The sequence below is a fragment of the Nocardia bhagyanarayanae genome (assembly GCF_006716565.1).
In the GTDB taxonomy this organism is placed as follows: Bacteria; Actinomycetota; Actinomycetes; order Mycobacteriales; family Mycobacteriaceae; genus Nocardia; species Nocardia bhagyanarayanae.
The window spans coordinates 2,682,790-2,699,712 of record NZ_VFPG01000001.1; the positions used below are offsets into that span (position 1 = coordinate 2,682,790).

Annotated in this window: 15 protein-coding genes; 6 read left to right on the top strand and 9 right to left on the bottom strand. The window is 69.8% G+C overall.

Annotation, left to right across the window (positions count from 1 at the left end):
* Nucleotides 1-184: 184 nt before the first annotated feature.
* The 3 genes from FB390_RS11340 to FB390_RS11350 are packed head-to-tail and all read left to right on the top strand — an operon-like array spanning nucleotide 185 to nucleotide 4,091.
* Nucleotides 185-3,415 (top strand): AAA family ATPase, encoded by a 3,231-nt coding sequence (locus FB390_RS11340; RefSeq protein WP_141808923.1) that lies wholly within the window; start codon nucleotides 185-187, stop codon nucleotides 3,413-3,415.
* Between the two features lie 56 nt (nucleotides 3,416-3,471).
* The gene (locus FB390_RS11345; RefSeq protein ID WP_141808924.1) at nucleotides 3,472-3,678 is read left to right on the top strand and encodes a DUF2191 domain-containing protein; all 207 of its coding nucleotides are present in this window, start codon (nucleotides 3,472-3,474) and stop codon (nucleotides 3,676-3,678) included.
* Entirely contained in the window at nucleotides 3,669-4,091 is a 423-nt protein-coding gene (locus tag FB390_RS11350; RefSeq protein WP_141808925.1) for a PIN domain-containing protein, read from the top strand. Before FB390_RS11345 ends, FB390_RS11350 begins: the two co-directional genes overlap by 10 nt.
* 21 nt (nucleotides 4,092-4,112) lie before the next feature.
* Here the strand turns inward: FB390_RS11350 and FB390_RS11355 are convergent, their stop codons facing one another.
* The 7 genes from FB390_RS11355 to FB390_RS11385 all read right to left on the bottom strand — a co-directional run bounded on the left by FB390_RS11355 (nucleotide 4,113) and on the right by FB390_RS11385 (nucleotide 11,636).
* Complete coding sequence (locus FB390_RS11355) at nucleotides 4,113-4,550, bottom strand: type II toxin-antitoxin system VapC family toxin (protein ID WP_141808926.1); 438 nt, start codon at nucleotides 4,548-4,550, stop codon at nucleotides 4,113-4,115.
* Complete coding sequence (locus FB390_RS11360; protein ID WP_141808927.1) at nucleotides 4,547-4,888, bottom strand: type II toxin-antitoxin system Phd/YefM family antitoxin; 342 nt, start codon at nucleotides 4,886-4,888, stop codon at nucleotides 4,547-4,549. Before FB390_RS11360 ends, FB390_RS11355 begins: the two co-directional genes overlap by 4 nt.
* Before the next feature lie 70 nt (nucleotides 4,889-4,958).
* Nucleotides 4,959-6,617: an MFS transporter gene (locus FB390_RS11365; RefSeq protein ID WP_246123967.1), complete on the bottom strand. Its 1,659-nt coding sequence runs from the start codon at nucleotides 6,615-6,617 to the stop codon at nucleotides 4,959-4,961.
* Between the two features lie 196 nt (nucleotides 6,618-6,813).
* Nucleotides 6,814-7,326, bottom strand: coding sequence for a methylated-DNA--[protein]-cysteine S-methyltransferase (locus FB390_RS11370; RefSeq protein ID WP_141808928.1), 513 nt, complete (start codon nucleotides 7,324-7,326; stop codon nucleotides 6,814-6,816).
* A gap of 33 nt (nucleotides 7,327-7,359) precedes the next feature.
* Nucleotides 7,360-8,976 (bottom strand): DNA-3-methyladenine glycosylase 2 family protein, encoded by a 1,617-nt coding sequence (locus FB390_RS11375; protein ID WP_141811684.1) that lies wholly within the window; start codon nucleotides 8,974-8,976, stop codon nucleotides 7,360-7,362.
* A 138-nt stretch (nucleotides 8,977-9,114) separates the two neighbouring features.
* On the bottom strand, nucleotides 9,115-9,285 hold the full coding sequence (locus tag FB390_RS11380; RefSeq protein ID WP_246124276.1) for a YbdD/YjiX family protein: 171 nt from the start codon (nucleotides 9,283-9,285) through the stop codon (nucleotides 9,115-9,117).
* A gap of 71 nt (nucleotides 9,286-9,356) precedes the next feature.
* Nucleotides 9,357-11,636 (bottom strand): carbon starvation CstA family protein, encoded by a 2,280-nt coding sequence (locus tag FB390_RS11385; protein WP_141808930.1) that lies wholly within the window; start codon nucleotides 11,634-11,636, stop codon nucleotides 9,357-9,359.
* A gap of 274 nt (nucleotides 11,637-11,910) precedes the next feature.
* On the opposite strand from FB390_RS11385, the gene FB390_RS11390 reads away from it, so the two are divergent.
* The 3 genes from FB390_RS11390 to FB390_RS11400 all read left to right on the top strand — a co-directional run bounded on the left by FB390_RS11390 (nucleotide 11,911) and on the right by FB390_RS11400 (nucleotide 15,618).
* Entirely contained in the window at nucleotides 11,911-13,200 is a 1,290-nt protein-coding gene (locus FB390_RS11390) for an ABC transporter substrate-binding protein (RefSeq protein ID WP_246124277.1), read from the top strand.
* A gap of 73 nt (nucleotides 13,201-13,273) precedes the next feature.
* Entirely contained in the window at nucleotides 13,274-14,239 is a 966-nt protein-coding gene (locus FB390_RS11395; protein WP_141808932.1) for a carbohydrate ABC transporter permease, read from the top strand.
* A 530-nt stretch (nucleotides 14,240-14,769) separates the two neighbouring features.
* Nucleotides 14,770-15,618, top strand: coding sequence for a carbohydrate ABC transporter permease (locus FB390_RS11400; protein WP_141811685.1), 849 nt, complete (start codon nucleotides 14,770-14,772; stop codon nucleotides 15,616-15,618).
* Between the two features lie 9 nt (nucleotides 15,619-15,627).
* Here the strand turns inward: FB390_RS11400 and FB390_RS11405 are convergent, their stop codons facing one another.
* Nucleotides 15,628-16,050 (bottom strand): VOC family protein, encoded by a 423-nt coding sequence (locus tag FB390_RS11405; protein WP_141808933.1) that lies wholly within the window; start codon nucleotides 16,048-16,050, stop codon nucleotides 15,628-15,630.
* Nucleotides 16,051-16,060: 10 nt separating this feature from the next.
* Nucleotides 16,061-16,897, bottom strand: a complete 837-nt coding sequence (locus FB390_RS11410; RefSeq protein ID WP_141808934.1) for an AraC family transcriptional regulator — start codon at nucleotides 16,895-16,897, stop codon at nucleotides 16,061-16,063.
* Nucleotides 16,898-16,923: the final 26 nt, after the last annotated feature.

Genomic DNA, 16,923 nt, shown 5'->3' on the forward strand with positions numbered 1-16,923 from the left:
GGCGCAGGGTTGCCCTGAGTGAACGACGCGCGGCTGCGTCGAGTGGATCATGCCGGACCGCGCTGCGTGAATGGCGCGGGGCTGCGCTGAGTGAACGGGGTGCGGCTGCGTCGAGTGAAGGGCGCGGGCCGGCGTCGAGCGGATTGCGCGGGGGCGCGCGGAGGGTGTGGCGCGAGGCCGCCGCATGAGACTGCATCGGTTGGAGATGACCGCGTTCGGCCCGTTCGCCGACACCACGGTCGTCGACTTCGACGCGCTCGGCGCGGACGGGCTCTTCCTCCTGCACGGGCAGACCGGTGCGGGCAAGACGACCGTGCTGGACGCGATCGCCTTCGCCCTCTACGGCCGGGTGCCCGGCGCGCGCGGTGAGAGCAAGCGCCTGCATTCCGATCACGCGCCGGAACAGACACCGCCGCAGGTCGTGCTCGAGGCGACTCTGGGCGGACGACGTCTGCGGCTCACCAGGATTCCCGAGTTCGAGCGACCCAAGCTGCGCGGCACCGGTATGCGCACCGATCCGCCCAAGGCCACGCTGACGTGGTTGGACGGGCGCGGCGAGAATCTCTCGCGCATCCCCGACATCGGCGACGAGATCATCCGCCTGCTCGGCATGAGCGCCGACCAGTTCTTCCAGGTGGTATTGCTGCCCCAGGGCGACTTCGCGCGTTTCCTGCGCGCCGACAACGAGGATCGCGAGAAGCTGCTCGAAAAGCTCTTCGACACCGAGCGTTTCGGCACCGCCGAACAGTGGCTCGCCGACAAGCGGCGCGCCTCCGCGGCCGAACTGGAGTCCCGTCGGCAGGGCATAGAACGGCTGATCGCGCAGATCCGAGGTGCGGCGGGCCTGAGCGTGACGGAGTCGGTCGGCGCGTTGGAAGCCGTGGGGTGGTCGCAGGATCTGCTCGCGACGGCACGCACCGACCTGGCAGAGGCGACCGCGGAAGCCGAACGCTGCCAGCAGGATTTCGCCCAGTTGCGCGAGTTCGCCGACGAGCAGCGACGGCTCGCGGAGTTGCGGCGCCGGATGGAGGCCGCGCGCACTCAGCTCGACGAGTACGCGGCGAGCGCCGAGCACCGTGCCGCGCTGCGTGCGGAACTCGAAGCCGCCCGTCGCGCCCAACCGGTCGCGGAGGCGATCGACGAGGCGCGCGCAGCCGTCATGACCTCGCGTCGTCGTGACAACGAATCGCGCGCCGCCGCAGCGCGATTGGCTGCGGCGCTGCTCGATCCCGCCGCGGCAGATCTCGGTGGTGTCGAGCTGGTCGACTCGGAGAATACCGACGCGGATTCGGAGGGTTCCGAGGTCGGATCGACGATTCGACCGGACGCGGATCTGGACGCCGTTGTTCGTCGCTGGAGCGCCCAGGTCGGCGCGCTCGACGAGGTGCGTGCCGACGCGTCGGCCGCCGACCGGCTGCGGCGGGACATCGAGGATCTGCGCACCGAATCCGCCGCCCTGACCAAGCGGATATCCGAGCTGACCAGTCGTCGCGAGCGCCTGCCCGCGACGATCGCCGCGGCCGAGGCCCGGGTCCGCGAGGCGGCCGAGGCTGCAGCCACCCTTCCATCACTGACCGCCGAATGCGAACGCCTCCAGGCCGCCGCCACGGCCGCCGTCGAATTAGCGGGTCGTAGAACGGATCTGGATCGCGCGCGGATCGAGTTCGAGACCGCGCGCACCGCGCACAACGACGCGAAGGAGCGTGTGCTCGACCTGCGCGAGCGCCGCTTGGCGGGCATGGCCGCCGAATTGGCGGGTCAGCTGGTCGACGGGGAACCGTGCGCGGTGTGCGGTGCGCCGGACCATCCGGCCCCGGCCCGGCCCGCGCCGAGCGCGGTCTCCAAGGAAGCGGAGGACGCGGCGGTGGCCGCAGAGCGCACCGCCGAGGAGAACCGCGACCGCGTCCACGCCCGAATCACCAGGCTGGAACGTGAGATCGAAGCGCTGGCGGCCCGCGGCGGCGATACCGACCGCGTGGAACTCGCCGCCGCACTGCGCTCGGCGACCCACCGCTACGAGGACGCCGCCGAACTCGCGGCGCTGGTCGACGGATCGACCGCCGAACTCGCCCGGCTGCGCACCGAGGAAACGCGCCTGCACGACGACCTGCGCGCGGCCGAGGCCGGGGCGAGCACCGTCACCGCTCGCATCGCGGCATCGGTCACCCGCCTCGACGAACTCACCGAACGCCTGCGCGCCGCCGCGGGCGCCGACGAGACCATCGACCGCCGCCGCGCCCGCCTGAACGGGCTTGTCACCGACGCTACCGCGCTGCGCGCCGCGCGCACCGCCGCGGCATCCGCCCGCGAGCAGGTCACTACAGTCGCAGATCGCGTCGTAAGCCTCGCGCACGCAGCGGGTTTCGTCCTGGATGGATGGGATCGCCATGCGGGGCCCGCCGGTACCAACCGGGACGACGCTGCCGGCGACGCTGCGGCCTCGGACGATGCCGTCCGCGATGGTGCCTCCCGGGATGGTGCGGCGCCCGCCGATGCCGCCCGCGACGGTGCGGCCCGTGACGACGCCCCTCGCGACGACGTCGCGCTGCTCACCGCGTACGCGCGCGTCGTCACCGCCGCCTCGCGAACTCCCCAGCGGCAGCAGGAGATCGACGCGGAACTCGTGGCCGCCGAGCACGCTCGCGCGCACGCCGAGAAGGTGCTCGCCGAACCCGAGATCCACGCGGCGGCCACCGCCGAACTCGGCGACTTCGCCGAGCTGGAGCGCGGGCTCGCCGACGCGCAGACCAGGCTGAACGCGGCCGTCGCCGCGCAGGCAGAGGCGGGACGGCGGGTGCAGCTGCTGGAAGAACTCGGCGGCCAGTTGTGGACCGAGGTGGACCGGATCGCGCCCCTCCAGCGCACCCACGAAGAGCTGGCCGGGCTCGCGGAAGTGGTGGCGGGCCGCGGCGAGAACAACCGGCGCATGTCGCTGCGCTCCTACGTGCTCGCCGCCCGCCTCGAGGAAGTGGCGCTCGCGGGTTCGGTGCGGCTGCGCCGAATGTCCGGTGGCCGTTACGAATTCGTGCACTCCGACAAGGCGGGTCCGCGCGGCAGGCGCGGTGGTCTGGGCCTCGACATCCGCGACGACTACACCGGCGCCGTGCGCCCCGCCAAAACCCTCTCCGGCGGCGAGACATTCATGGCGTCCCTCTCGCTGGCCCTCGGCCTGGCCGACACCGTCGCCGCCGAATCCGGCGGCCTCGTCCTGGACACCCTCTTCATCGACGAAGGTTTCGGCGGCCTGGACGCCGACACCCTCGACGCCGTCATGGGCGTCCTCGACGAACTCCGCGCGGGCGGCCGCGTCGTCGGCCTGGTCAGCCACGTCGACGAAATGCGCCAACGCATCCCCAGCCGCCTCCACGTAATCCGCGGCCGCACCGGCTCCCACCTCCAAACCACCGTCGCCTGATCCGGGCCCGAGGTATATGCTTGGGTTGCGGTTCGTATATATAGGGAGGCGGGCCGATGACCAAGCGGCTGATCGACATCGACGATGAACTACTCGACGCGGCCCAGCGCGAACTGGGTACGAGTGGGGTGTCGGATACGGTGCGGGCCGCGTTGCGGGCAGCCGCGGCTGCGGCGGCGCGAGCCCGCCAAGTGGAGTGGTTGACCGAAGGGGGGATGGCCGACATGGCGGATAGTGAGCAAAGAGCTCGCGTATGGCGCTGACCGCGCGCTTTCTCATCGATACCAGCGCGAGCGCGCGCATGCACCAACGACCGGTGGCCGAACGTCTCGCACCGCTCATCGAAGGCGGTGTGGTGGCCACTTGCGCGACACTCGACGCCGAGGCCCTCTACAGCGCTCGCGACCCGCTCGAGTACGAGAAGCTGCGCGCCGACCGCCGCGCCGCCTACGAGTACTTGCCAACCGACGACGAACACTGGCAGCGCGCCTTCGCCATCCAGCGCGAGCTGGCCCGCCGGGGCAGACACCGCGAGGTCGGCATCGCGGACCTGATCACCGCGGTCCTCGCCATGGAGCACCGCCTCGTCCTCGTCCACTACGACGCCGACTTCGAAACCGTCGCCACGGTAATCGACTTGAACCACCGCTGGGTCGTATCGCGAGGCAGCATCTAGGGCCCATCCGCGGCACTGTCTTCAACCTTTGCTTCCACGAAGGTCGTCCGGGTGCGTGACGGGGTGGACGTCGATCAGGCCGCCGAGGCCCTCGAAATCGGCCGGGTTGACGGTGAAGAGCGGGAGGTGGTGGACCGATGCGATCGCGGCGATCATCAGGTCTACCCTGCGCGGCTTCGGGTTTCGTCCCGCGGCGAGGACGGCTGCGATGACGTGGCCGTAGCGCCGCGCCGCACGGGTGTCGAAGGGCAGCGGCTCGAAGATGGCTTCGGCGTTCTGGAGTCGTTCGATCCGCCGGGCCCGCTCGGCGGGATCGCGCGCATAGTGCGGCCCGGAGGCGAGTTCGGCCATCGTCGGGGCGCTCACTACCAGCTCGGCGGGGAGTTCAGCGGGGGCCAAGGCGTCGACGAGTATGAGCACATTGGTGTCGACCAGTCCGCGCTCCGGAGTGGATGTCATTCGGTCTCGCCGGGCGCGAACTGTCCGAGCCGGTGGGCGCGGTCGTACGGGTCGAAGAGCGAGTCGTCCACCACCTGGGCCGCTTCGGCCGCCCAGTCGTGCGCAGCGGGAGAAAGTCCGACGAAGGCCGCGAGTACTTCGTTCCGCGGCACCGCGGTCCGCCTACGGGTGGGGCGGTGCGGGATGAGGTCGGCGACCGGGGTGCCGTCGACCGTGATGGTGTAGGAGTGCCCGGAGCGAACTTCCCGCAGCACCCCGCTGACGTTGTTCCGGAGCTCGCGCTGCGGTATTACGGGCAGCTCGGACTGCGGCTCGGGCAGTTCGGCGGGCGCGGACATAGCACCAGGTTAGCCGCCCCACCGCCGGACTGCTACGAATTTTCTACACTCTTGCTACGTCCGCCACGGGTCAGTCTGCTGCGGTCGATACCGGATCGTCGGCTGCGGTGGTTGCCGCAGTGGTAGCCGCTAGGCCGCTGCTTCGAGTGTTCGCGTCGGACATGGCCGCGCCGCTGCTGGGAGCCTTTGTCGTCGTGCCGTCGGCTGCGGGGCTCGCCGTGCCACTGGCCGGGGTCGCACCTGCTGTGCCGGTGCTCGGAGTGGCGGCAGTAGTGGCGTCCGCTGAGCCGGCCGACCTCTTCGAGCGGCCGAGCACCGCCCCCCCCGGCACCGCACCCCTCGTCCGCAGCAGAACCACCGTGAGCAGCACGCCCAGCGCGGCCAAGGCGGCGGCGGTGGCGAAGGCTGTGGTGAGGCCGGTGCGGTAGGCGGTGTCGGGGGAGGTGGTGGTGCGGGCGGCGATCAGGTCGGCGAGCAGGAGGAGGGCGGTGACGCCGAGGCCGGAGCCGACGCGTTGGGCGGTGTTGACGATGCCCGCGGCGATACCCGCGTCGGCGCTGTCCACCGAGGTGACGGCGGGCGCGGTGACGCCGACGAAGGCGGCGGGGAGGCCGATGCCGAGGAGGATCGCGCCGGGGAGGACGTCGATCGGGTAGTCGGCGTGCGTGGGAAGCCGGGCGAACCAGCCCATGGCGACGGCTTGGAGGGCGAGGCCGATCGCCAGCACCCGGGCCGGGCCGAGGCGGTCCATGAGGTAGGGGATGAGCGTGCGGGAGGCGAGGATGTTGACCGCCGCGACCGGGAGCACCGCCAGACCGGAGCGGGTCGGACTGTAGTCCTGGGTGTTCTGTAGATAGAGCGCGAGCAGCGCGAAGGTGGGCACGTGCGCCGCGCCGACCAGTGCGTTCACCACCGCAGACCCGCTCACTTGGCGAATCGCGAAGAGCCGCAAAGGCATCAAGGGATGCGGGCTGTGCGCTTCGACCACCACGAAGACGGTGAGCAGCGCGAGTCCGAGCACGAGCAGTCCCGCCGCGAGCCCGCGGGTGTCCGCGTCGCCGAGCGCGCCGATCGCGTAGCCGATGAGCAACAGCGCCGTCGTGCCGGTGAGCGCGCCGGGAACGTCGAGCCTGCGCACCCCTTCGCCGGCGCGCGCGGTGTCGGGCGGCAACAGCCGAACCCCGGCGAGTGCGACGAGCCCGACCGGGATGTTGACGAGGAAGATCGACGGCCAGCCGAAGGCGTCGGTCAGCGGCCCGCCCACCGCGGTGCCGATCGCCGCGCCCGCCGCGCCCATCGCGCTCCACACCCCGAACGCCCGGTTCCTGGCCGCCTGCGCGGTGAAACTCGCGGTGAGCAGGGCCAATTGGGCCGGTATCAGCACCGCGGCGCCGACGCCTTGCAGGGCGCGCGCGGCGATCAGCAGCGCGGCGGACTCGGCGAAGCCCGCCAACGCGGAAGCCGCGGTGAACACGATCAACCCGCCCGTGAACACCCTGCGCGGTCCGAGCAGGTCGGCGGCCCGCCCGCCGAGCAGCATGAACCCGCCGAACGCCAGCAGGTACGCGTTGGTGACCCACCCCAACCCGGCCTCGTCGAGGCCGAGGTCCGCGCCGATGGCGGGCAGCGCCACGTTCAGCACGGTGGTGTCGAGAAAGACCACCAGCTCCACGACGGTGATCAGCAACAGGACCAACCGTTCCCGGCGGTCGAAGACTCTCGCGGCCATGAGCCGTCCTCTCACTAGAGCTTAACTCTAATGAGAGTGTCACTAGAGTTGAACTCTAGTCAAGTGTTCCGCCGAAGCCGCGCTCGCACACTCGGCGAAAACCGGCGACTCGCGCGAGGAGCGCGGTCCCCGGTGCCGAAAACGCGAACGCGCCGGTCACCCACCTGGACGACCGGCGCACGCGAGCTCGCGGATCTCACCCCTCGTGATCGAGCAACCACCTCTTCGCGTCCAACCCCCACCGGAACCCGCCCAGCGCTCCCCCGATCCGCAGCACCCGATGGCACGGCACGAACAACGCCGCCGCGTTCCGCGCGCACGCGTTGGCCGCGGCGCGGGTCGCCTCCGGCCGCCCGGCGATGGCGGCGAACTCGGTATAGGTCACCGGATCTCCCGCGGGCACCTTCCGCAGCACGTCCCAGGCGTGCATGAGGAACTCCCCGGACCGCTGGTGTACCGGAACGTCGTCGATGGCGTGTACCTCCCCGCGGTGGTAGGCGACGATGGCCTCGGTGACAGCGCCGAGCGAATCCTGTTGGCGCAGAACAGGCGGACGCAACATCGGGTGGATCAGCAGACGCAGGTTCTCCGCGTCGGCGGTCCAGCCGGAGGCCAGCACCGCGCCCTCGTCGTCGGTGATCGCCGTGAACGGACCGATGGGGGTGTCGACGACGGCGAAGTCGGCGGCGCGGGTCGATTCGATGCTCATGATTGCTCGCTTTCGGTGGTGCGGCAGGGATGTTCAGTCGGTCTTGCGTGCGGAGCGGGCAGGCCGCTTGGGTGCGGCCGCGCGCTCGCTCAGCGCGGCCTTCCACAGGTGCATGGACAGATACGAGCGCCACGGCGCCCAGCGTCCGGTATCGCTCAGGTCGATGCCGAGCAGGTCCGCGCCCTGCCGGACGACCAAGTCGGTGTCGAGCAAGATATCGGGATCGGCCAGCAGCCGCATCGTCACGTAGTCGGCGGTCCACGGCCCGACGCCGTCCAGTGCCAGCAGATCGCGGCGGAGGTCCGCCGCGGTGCGACCGGCGTGTAGTTGCAGATCTCCCGCGGCGAGCGCGGCGGCGGCGCCGATGATCGAGCGGACTCGCCGCGCCGGACCGGTCAGCACCTCGGCGCCCCGCTCGGCGATGACGGCCGGCGTGGGGAACAGTCGCGGCACGGGCCCGTCGACCGGTTCGCCCAGCGCCGCCACCAGCCGCGCGGTGTGGGTGGCCGCCGCCGACACCGAGATCTGCTGCCCGATCATGGTGCGCAACAACAGTTCCGGGCCGTCCAAGCAACCCGGCACCCGGATGCCGGGGGTGAACAGCAGCCGTCCGCGACCGTTGCGCGCGGCGGGTCCGTCGGAGGCCGGTGCGCTGCCGATATCGGGCAGGGTGTCGGTGGCGAGGCGCCGCGCGTCCTCGGTGTCGAACGCGTCGGCCGGTGCGCCGAGCGGTGTCGCGCCGAGCACCTCGTCGATGCCGACCGGGTCGGCGTCCAGGTCGAGCAGGTGCCGCAGCCGCGCCACGGTCGGCGCCAGATCGCGCATGTCGTGCAGCGCGAGTTCGGCGCGTACGTGGTCGCCGCGGAAGCCGATCCGTGCCGTCGCGTGGCCGTGCGGGGTGCGCAGATTCCTGGTGTAGACGCGGTCTTCCCAGGACTCCATGCCGGGCGCGACGTGCGCGGAGAGGAACCACTCCAGCCACGCGCGATCCAGCGGCTCACGGAACGGAAGACGAAGCGACAGTGTGCCGTTCGCCGTCGGCGTCGGCTGCGCCGGATCTTTGCGCGCGCGCTGCGCCTCGCTGCGCATGGTGGTCGGGCTGACCGCGAACACCTCGCGCACGGTGTCGTTGAACTGCCGGATGCTGGCGAAACCCGCCGCGAACGCGATATCCGACATCGGCATGGCGGTGGTCTGGATGAGCAGCCGCGCGGTGTGCGCGCGGTGCGCCCTGGCCAGCGCCAGCGGTCCGGCCCCGAGCTCGGTGGTCAGCACCCGGGTGAGCTGGCGCTGGGAGTAGCCGAGCGTGGCGGCCAGCGCGGGCACGCCGCCCCGTTCGATGACGCCGTCGCCGATCAGCCGCATGGCGCGGGCGGCCAGATCGGCCCTGGTGTTCCACAGCGGCGAGCCGGGCGCCGCATCCGGCAGGCAACGGCGGCACGCCCGGTATCCCGCGTGCTGCGCGGCCGCGGCCGTCGGCAGGAAGCTGACATTGGCCCGCTTCGGCGTGATCGCCGGACACGAAGGGCGACAATAGATTCCGGTGGTGCGCACCGCCGTGAAGAACTGACCGTCGAAGCGCGAGTCGCGCGTCGACACCGCCCGATAGCACTGCTCGAAGTCCAACGCCGTGATCGTCACGCAATCCACAATGGCAGCTCCCACCGCACCGTGCTAGCGGAAATCGGCCACCACCTCGGACGTGGTCGGCCCGGGTTCCCACCCGTCTTGCGCACCGCGCGCAAGATCGGTGCCGCTGTGCGGGCGTACGGAGGGAATGTCCCGAGGTCAGCAGCAGCGGTTGGTGGGGCTGCGGTCGGCTTCGGCGTGCCGGTCGCGCCAGTATTGGCGCTCGCTAGGGATGGGGCAGTCCGGGTGGTTGCGCTGGAGGTGCGCGACATAGCGCTGGTAGTCCTGGCCGCCGAGAATCGAGTCGAACCACCAGACGACCGCGCGCACCGCGTCGAACGCACGCCGCGGGAGGGCCGGTCGCCCTGACCTGCTCTCCCGCGGCGCGAGCGATTCGCTCATTACGCGGGCGCTTCCGCCTTGGCCTCGCCGTGCGCGTGGGCCGCGCCGGGTGCGCGCACCTTGCCCGCCGCGATCAGCTCGTCCCATTCCTTCTGCACGGCCTTCTCCGTCGGCGTGGCGAGGAACCCGCTCGGCGCGAAGATCTTCGACGGTTCCTCCGGCGACTCGGTGGTCGCACCGCCGCCGGAGCGCCAGGCGCGCAAGCACACCAGCGCGCCGACCACCGCGACCACCAGCACCAGGGCCGCGAACACGATCGAGAGCGTGCCCTGGATGAAGGTGTTGCGGATGACGGTGTCAACGTCCTCCGGCGTCTTCGCCGTCAGGCAGAGCTTGCCCGCCTCCTGCGCCTGCTGGCAGAGGCTGTGCTGCTTCCAGTAACCCACCTTCGGGTCGGCGGAGAAGATCTTCTGCCAGGACGCGGTCATCGTGACGATCAAATCCCAGGCCAGCGGAATGCCCGGAATCCACGCCCACTTCACCAGGCCCTTCTTCACGATGATGGTCATCACGACGGTCAGCGCGACGGCGGCGAGCAACTGGTTGGCGATGCCGAACAGCGGGTAGAGCGCGTTGATGCCGCCGAGCGGATCGGTGACGCCCATCAGCAGGATGGAACCCCACGCCGCGACCACGATGAACGAGCACAGCCACGCGCCGACCCGCCAGGACGGATCCTTGAACTTGCGCAGCGGTCCGCCGAAGTTGCCCAGCGCGTCCGAGGTCATGAACCGCGCGACACGGGTGCCCGCGTCGATCGTGGTCAGGATGAACAGCGCCTCGAACATGATCGCGAAGTGGTACCAGAACGACTTCATGCTCTCGCCGCCGAGGAACCGGTGGAACACCTCGGAGATGCCGACCGCCAGGGTCGGCGCGCCGCCGGTGCGCGAGATGATGGTGTTCTCGCCGACGTCCGCGGCGGCGCCGGAGAAGGTCTCCGGCGTGGCGGGCGGTCCGGCCAGGCCGAGCGAATTGGTGTACGCGGCGGCCTTTTCCGGGGTGCCGCCGGTCAGGCCGAGCGGCGCGTTCATGCCGAAGTACAGGTGCTGATCGATGATCGAGGCGGTGATGATGGCCATCACGGCGACGAACGACTCCATCAGCATGCCGCCGTAGCCGATCATCCGCGCGTGCGATTCCTTCTCCAGCAGCTTCGGCGTGGTGCCGGAGGAGACCAGCGCGTGGAAACCGGAGAGCGCGCCGCAGGCGATGGTGATGAACAGGAACGGGAACAGGCTGCCCGCGAAGGCGGGACCGGTGCCGGTGGAGGCGAATTCGGAGATCGCGGGCGCCTTAAGCACCGGCATGGTGATCAGGATGCCGACCGCCAGCAGGCCGATGGTGCCGATCTTCATGAACGTCGACAGGTAGTCGCGCGGCGCGAGCAGCAGCCACACCGGCAGCACCGACGCGAGGAAGCCGTACGCGATCAGCAGCCAGGCGATGGTGGTCCTGGAGAGCGTGAACCAGTCGGCGCCCCATTCGGTTTCGGACACCCAGCCGCCGGAGACGATGGCGAGCAGCAGCAGCGCGATGCCGATGGCCGACACCTCGCCGACCTTGCCCGGCCGCAGGAATCGCAGGTAGACGCCCATGAACAGGGCGATCGGGATGGTCATCGCGATGGAGAACACGCCCCACGGGCTCTCGCCGAGCGCGTTCACCACGACCAGTGCTAGCACCGCGAGCAGGATCATCATGATCACGAGAATCGCCACGATCGCCGCGACGCCGCCGACCGCGCCGAGTTCGTCACGCGCCATCTGGCCGAGACTGCGCCCGCGCCGCTTGGTGGAGGCCCACAGCACCAGGTAGTCCTGCACCGCGCCCGCCAGACAGACGCCGACCACGATCCAGATGGTGCCCGGCAGATAACCCATCTGCGCGGCCAGCACCGGACCGACCAGCGGACCGGCGCCCGCGATGGCGGCGAAGTGGTGCCCGTAGAGCACCCGCCGGTCCATCGGCATGAAATCCTTGCCGTTCTCCAGGATTTCGGCGGGAGTCGCGAGGTCGTCGCGCGGCTTGGTGATCTTCCATTCGATGAATCGCGCGTAGAAGCGGTAGGCGATGATGTAAGTACTGACCGCCGCGATCACGATCCAGACCGCGTTGACGTTCTCACCGCGCGCTATGGCGAGGATGGCCCAGGCGACCGCGCCGAGTATCGCGATCCCGGCGAAAACAGCCTTCTTGGCCGGGGTTATCGGGGACCGATCGACCACGCCGACCGGTGGCAGGTCGGGATCGGTCCGCAGATATTCGATTGTCGCCATCTGCCTACTCTCCTGTGAAACGCGCAGGATCTCGACGTGCGGGATCTTGCTGAAACACGAGACAAAGTAACCGATCGCCGATCGCCGCTGCGCGGATTCCGGCCATCGATGGACGACCGTCAAATATTGTTCGTGTGTCGGCCGTCACCTCGGTCATAGCCGGACGTATGCTGCGATGCTGTTCGTCACACTCCATGTCCGCCCGAGGAGGGCTGTGCTGGATTCGACTCCGCGTCCGCCCGCCGCGCGCTCACAGGTTGTCTCCTCGCGCGGGATCCGTAGGCGCACCCTGCTCGGCTCCGCGCTCGCCGCCCCGTTGCTGGCGAACGCGTGCGGCTCCGACGACGACGCGCTGACCTTCTTCTTCCAGGCCCGTCCCGAGGAGGCGCGCGTCCGGCTGCGCATCATCGACGAGTTCCGCAAGCGCCACCCCGACATCCCGGTGCGCACCATCATGTCGGGCCCCGATCCTTTGCAGCAGATGCTCACCTACTGCGCGGGCGGAAAATGCCCCGACGTGCTGATGGCCTGGGAACTGCTCTACGCGGGGCTGGCCGAGCGCGGTGTGCTGCTCGATCTCGACACGCTGCTCGACCGGGATCCGCACTACGCCGCCGAACTGCGCCGCGACAGCTTTCCCGCGCTGTACGACACCTTCACCTACGGCGGCGGCCAGTACGCGCTGCCCGAGCAGTGGTCCGGTGTCTTCCTCTATTACAACCGCGCGATGTTCGCCGATGCCGGGTTGACGCCGCCAACCCGCTGGGGTGACGCGTGGAGCTTCGAGGAGTTCCTGGACGCCGCACGCGCGCTCACTCGCCGCGACGGCGACGGGCGCACCACGCGGTGGGGTTTCGCCGACGCGTGGGTGCCGTACTTCTCGGCCGCCTGTTTCGGGATGAACAACGGCGCCGAATGGTTCACGCCCTCGGTGAATCCGACCCGCACCAATGTCGGCGATCCCCGCTTCGCGGAGGGTTTCCAGTTCTACGCCGATCTCGCGGTGCGGCATCGGGTCGCGCCGAGAGTCGCCGATCAGCAATCGGTTTCGGCCCCGGATCTGTTCCGGCGCGGCCGGGCGGCCATGGCGCTCGGCGGGCACTGGCTGTACTCCGAATTCGCGGGCAATGAAGGGGTTCCGATCGATCTGACCGTGCTGCCGGTCGGTCCGCACGGTGGACCGGGGTCGATCACGGATGTCGGCTGCACCGGTCTGTCCATCGCGGCCGACAGCCCGCGTATCGAACAGGCTTGGGAATTCGTGAAATTCGCGACGGGACCGGTCGGCCAGGCGATCGTGGCCGCGTCCGGCTTGTTCGTTCCGGTGCTCCAATCCGCCATGGCCACACCGGGCTTCGCGGCGGCGCACCGCGAGATCCGCAATCTCGAGGTGATGACCGACGGGCCCGCCAATTCCCGGCCGCTGCCGGTGACGCCGATGTGGGGCAAGGTGTCGGCGCTGCTCGAACGCGGTGGAAACCGGGTGCTGCGCGGCGCGGCGACGGCGCAGTCGCTCGGCGGACGGCTCGCCGCGGATGTCGACGCGTTGTTGGGGGCGCCATGAGCGAACGTTGTGAGCGAATCGTGTGTCAGCACGCCTCTCGCATGCCGGAGCCGAGCGTCAGCGAGGTGCGGGCATGAGTACTTCCGTCGACGACACGGTGGTGAGCGACGCCAATGATGTGCCGCCGCCGCGCTCGCGCGGTACGGCGCGTCCGGGTCGGCTCGCGCGCCGACGCGAACGCGCCGGCTGGTTGTTCATCGCGCCGAATCTGTTGGCGGTGCTGGTATTCCTGCTGTTCCCGCTGGGGTTCTCGCTGTATCTGAGCTTCCACTCCTGGGATCTGTTCAGCCCGCCGCGGTTCGTCGGAACGGCGAACTATCGGCGGCTCTTCGCCTCCGACCCGCTGTTCCTCATCGCGCTGCGCAACACCGCGGTGTTCACCGTGCTCACGTTGCTGCCGACGGTGGTGATCGGGTTGGTCGTCGCGGCCGTGCTGAACCGGAAAGTATTCGGAATCGGCCTGTTTCGCACCATGGCGTTCCTGCCGCTGGTGGCTTCGACGGTGGCGATGGCAGTGGTGTGGCGGTTCATCTTCACCACCGACGACGGGTTGCTCAACATCGTGCTCGGCTGGTTCGGCGTCGACCCGGTGCCCTGGTTGACCGACCCGGATTGGGCGCTGGTCTCGCTCAGCATCGTGACCGTGTGGAAGAGCGTGCCGTTCGCCACCGTCATCCTGCTCGCCGCCATGCAGGGCGTGCCGGAGACGCTGTACGAGGCGGCGAAGATCGACGGCGCGGGGGCGGTCCGCAGGTTCCGTTCGGTGACGTTGCCGCTGATCCGCGGGCCGCTGTCGTTCGTCTTCGTGATCACCGTCATCAACTCGGTGCAGGCCTTCGATCAGGCGTACGCGCTCACCGGCGGAAACGGCGGGCCGGAGACGGGAACCTATCTGCTCGGGATCATGTTGTTCCAGCACGCGTTCGGGTTCTACGAGGTGGGTTACGCCTCGGCGCTGGCCTGGGTGATCTTCGCGATCCTGTTGGTGCTGACGGTTCTTCAGTTGCGTCTGTCTCGGCGGGAGGAGACGGAGTTGTGAAGTTGTTCAAAGGGATTCGATGGATCCTGCGTGGCCGGCGTGGTAGTGGTGCGGCGGAGATCGCGTACGCGGACGGTACGGGGGAGAACCGTGCGGAGAAGGCGGGGGGTGGTGCCGGCGCGGGCGTGAACGTGACAGGTGCGCGCGTCCATGGTGCGGGCGTCGGTGGCGGCGCTGGCGCAGGTGGTGCGGCGCACCCGGGCGAGGGTGGTGTCGGTGCGGGCGTGAATGCGGAGAGTTCGCGCGTCGGTGGTGCGGCGGCTGCAGGCGAAGGTAGGTACGGTGCGGGCGTGAATGCGGCGGCCGCCCTCATCGGTGGCGGGTCGGGCGGTGGGGCCGATGCTGGTGCAGGTGGTGCGGGGTACTCGGGCGAGGGTGGTGTCGGTGCGGGGGTGAACGCGGCGGGGGTGCGCGGAGGTGAGGGGGGTGCGGGCGTCGCCGCTATCGGTGCACGCGCAGGCCGAGCGAAGGCGAGTGTGGGCGATGTTCGTGCGGGTCGGCATGCAACGGGCGCGCCCATCGATGATGCGGTGGACGGTCGCGCGCAACGGGCGGCCGTACGCAGGCTGGTGCGCGGCATCGGAATCTACGCCGCGCTGGCCGGCGTCGCGTGGTGCGCGCTGGCGCCGATCCTCTGGGCGCTGTCGGGTTCCCTGAAACGCGACGGCGAGATCACCGAACCGACCTTGCTGCCGGAGAGTCCGCAGTGGTCGAACTTCGGCCGGGTGTTCGAGCTGCTGCCGCTGGGGCGCATGCTGCTCAACACCACCGTCTACGCCGTGTGCGTGACCGCCGGGCAGGTGTTTTTCTGCTCGCTGGCCGGATACGCGTTCGCGCGCTTGCGCTTTCGCGGCAGCGAGGCGTTGTTCCTCGCCTACCTCGCGACGCTGATGGTGCCGCTCACCGTCACGGTCATCCCGCAGTTCCTGCTCATGCGCGCCTTCGGCTGGGTGGACACCGCGTGGTCGATGATCGTGCCCGGCCTGTTCGGCAGCGCCTTCGGCACCTATCTGATGCGACAGTTCTTCCGCACGCTGCCAACGGAATTGGAAGAAGCGGCCATCCTCGACGGCTGCTCGACCTGGCAGGTGTACTGGCGCGTGCTGCTCCCGCACACCCGCCCGGCCCTCATGGTGCTCGCGGTGCTCACCTGGATCACCGTGTGGAACGACTTCCTCTGGCCGCTGGTGATGATCCAGCGCAACGAGCTGGCGACGGTCACCCTCGGACTGGTCCGCTTGCAGGGGCAGTACTACTCCCAGTGGCCGCTGCTGATGGCGGCCGCGGTCGTCATCCTGCTGCCCCTGCTCGCGGTGTACGCGATCGGCCAGCGGGCGTTCATCCACGGCATCACGTTGTCCGGCCTCGGCGGTCGGTGAAGCGGGCGGTCATTCACCCCAGTAGGTGCCGAAGCTCCAAAGATTGCCCTCGGGATCGCGGACCGTGAACCCGCGCGACCCGTAGTCCTCGTCGCGCAGCCCGCGCACCACTTCGGCACCGGCGGCGGTGGCGCGCTCGAAGAGTTCGTCGGGCTTGTCGCAGACCACGTAAATCGAGTCGTTGCCGGGCTTGCGTTGCCCGAACGGGGTGTCGTCCTTGCCCGCCGAACCGAACATGATGCCGCCGCCGAGCGGCCAGCGCAGTTCGCCGTGCTCGACGATCGACGGGTCGTCCTCGCGGGCGTAGACGCCCGAGACCTGGAAACCGAAGGCGTTCACCAGGAAATCGGTCATTGCCCGTGCGTCGCGGAAGGCGAGGCAGGGCCAGATCGCGGTGCGAGTGGTGGTGTCTGTTGTGGTGGGATTCGTCATGCGTCCAGCCTCATCCGCCGAGGCCCGGCTCGTCTTGGACGGATGGAATCTCCTCGGCGAGCCAGGTGGTGGGGCTGCATCCGGCGAGGTCGAGGAAATCGCGGTTCAAGTGCGCTTGGTCGTAGTACCCGCAGGTCGCGGCGACCTGGGCGATGGAGACGAACGACGGCGTGTGCTCGAGCATCCGCCTGGCCCGCTCGAAACGGGTGACGCGGGCGGCGAGCTTCGGGCTCAGTCCGAACTCCGCGCCGAACTTGCGGGTCAGATGCTGGCGGGTCCAGCCGATGCGTTCGGCGAGCGGGCCGATGCTCGCGGTGCCGCCGCTGGCCACCACGGCGCGCCAAGCCCAGGTGAGCTCGGGGATGACGAGGCGATCCGGGCAGGCCAGGCGCGTCAGGATCTCGTCGCAGATGGCGAACCGTCGCGACCACGGGGCGTCGCCCTGGAGGCGTTCCCACAGCTCGTCACCGGTCGGGCCCGCGACCTCGGCGCATTCGAGCGAGGTGTTCCAGATCTCCGCGGCGGGCAGGCCGAACAGCGTCCGGCAGCCGAGCGGAGTGAGCGCGATGGCGACGCCCTCCTGAGTCCCGTTGTGCGCGATGGCGGCCGAACTCGCCTGCAACCCGCTGAGCACGCAGCGATAGTCGCGCGGATCCTGGGCCGGATCCGTTTGCGCCACAACGTCGATGGTCGGTCCGATGGCGACGATGAACGTCAGATGGCGCGACGGAAGGCCCCGGTGCGTGCCGGGCTGGTAACCAGTCATCCGGTAGCCGAGGTAGTGATCGATGAAGGCCGCCAGCGCGGGCGCGGGGCGGGCCGTCACCACCTCCGTGGTCGGCTCCATACGGGTCACGGTACGCCCGCGCGGGC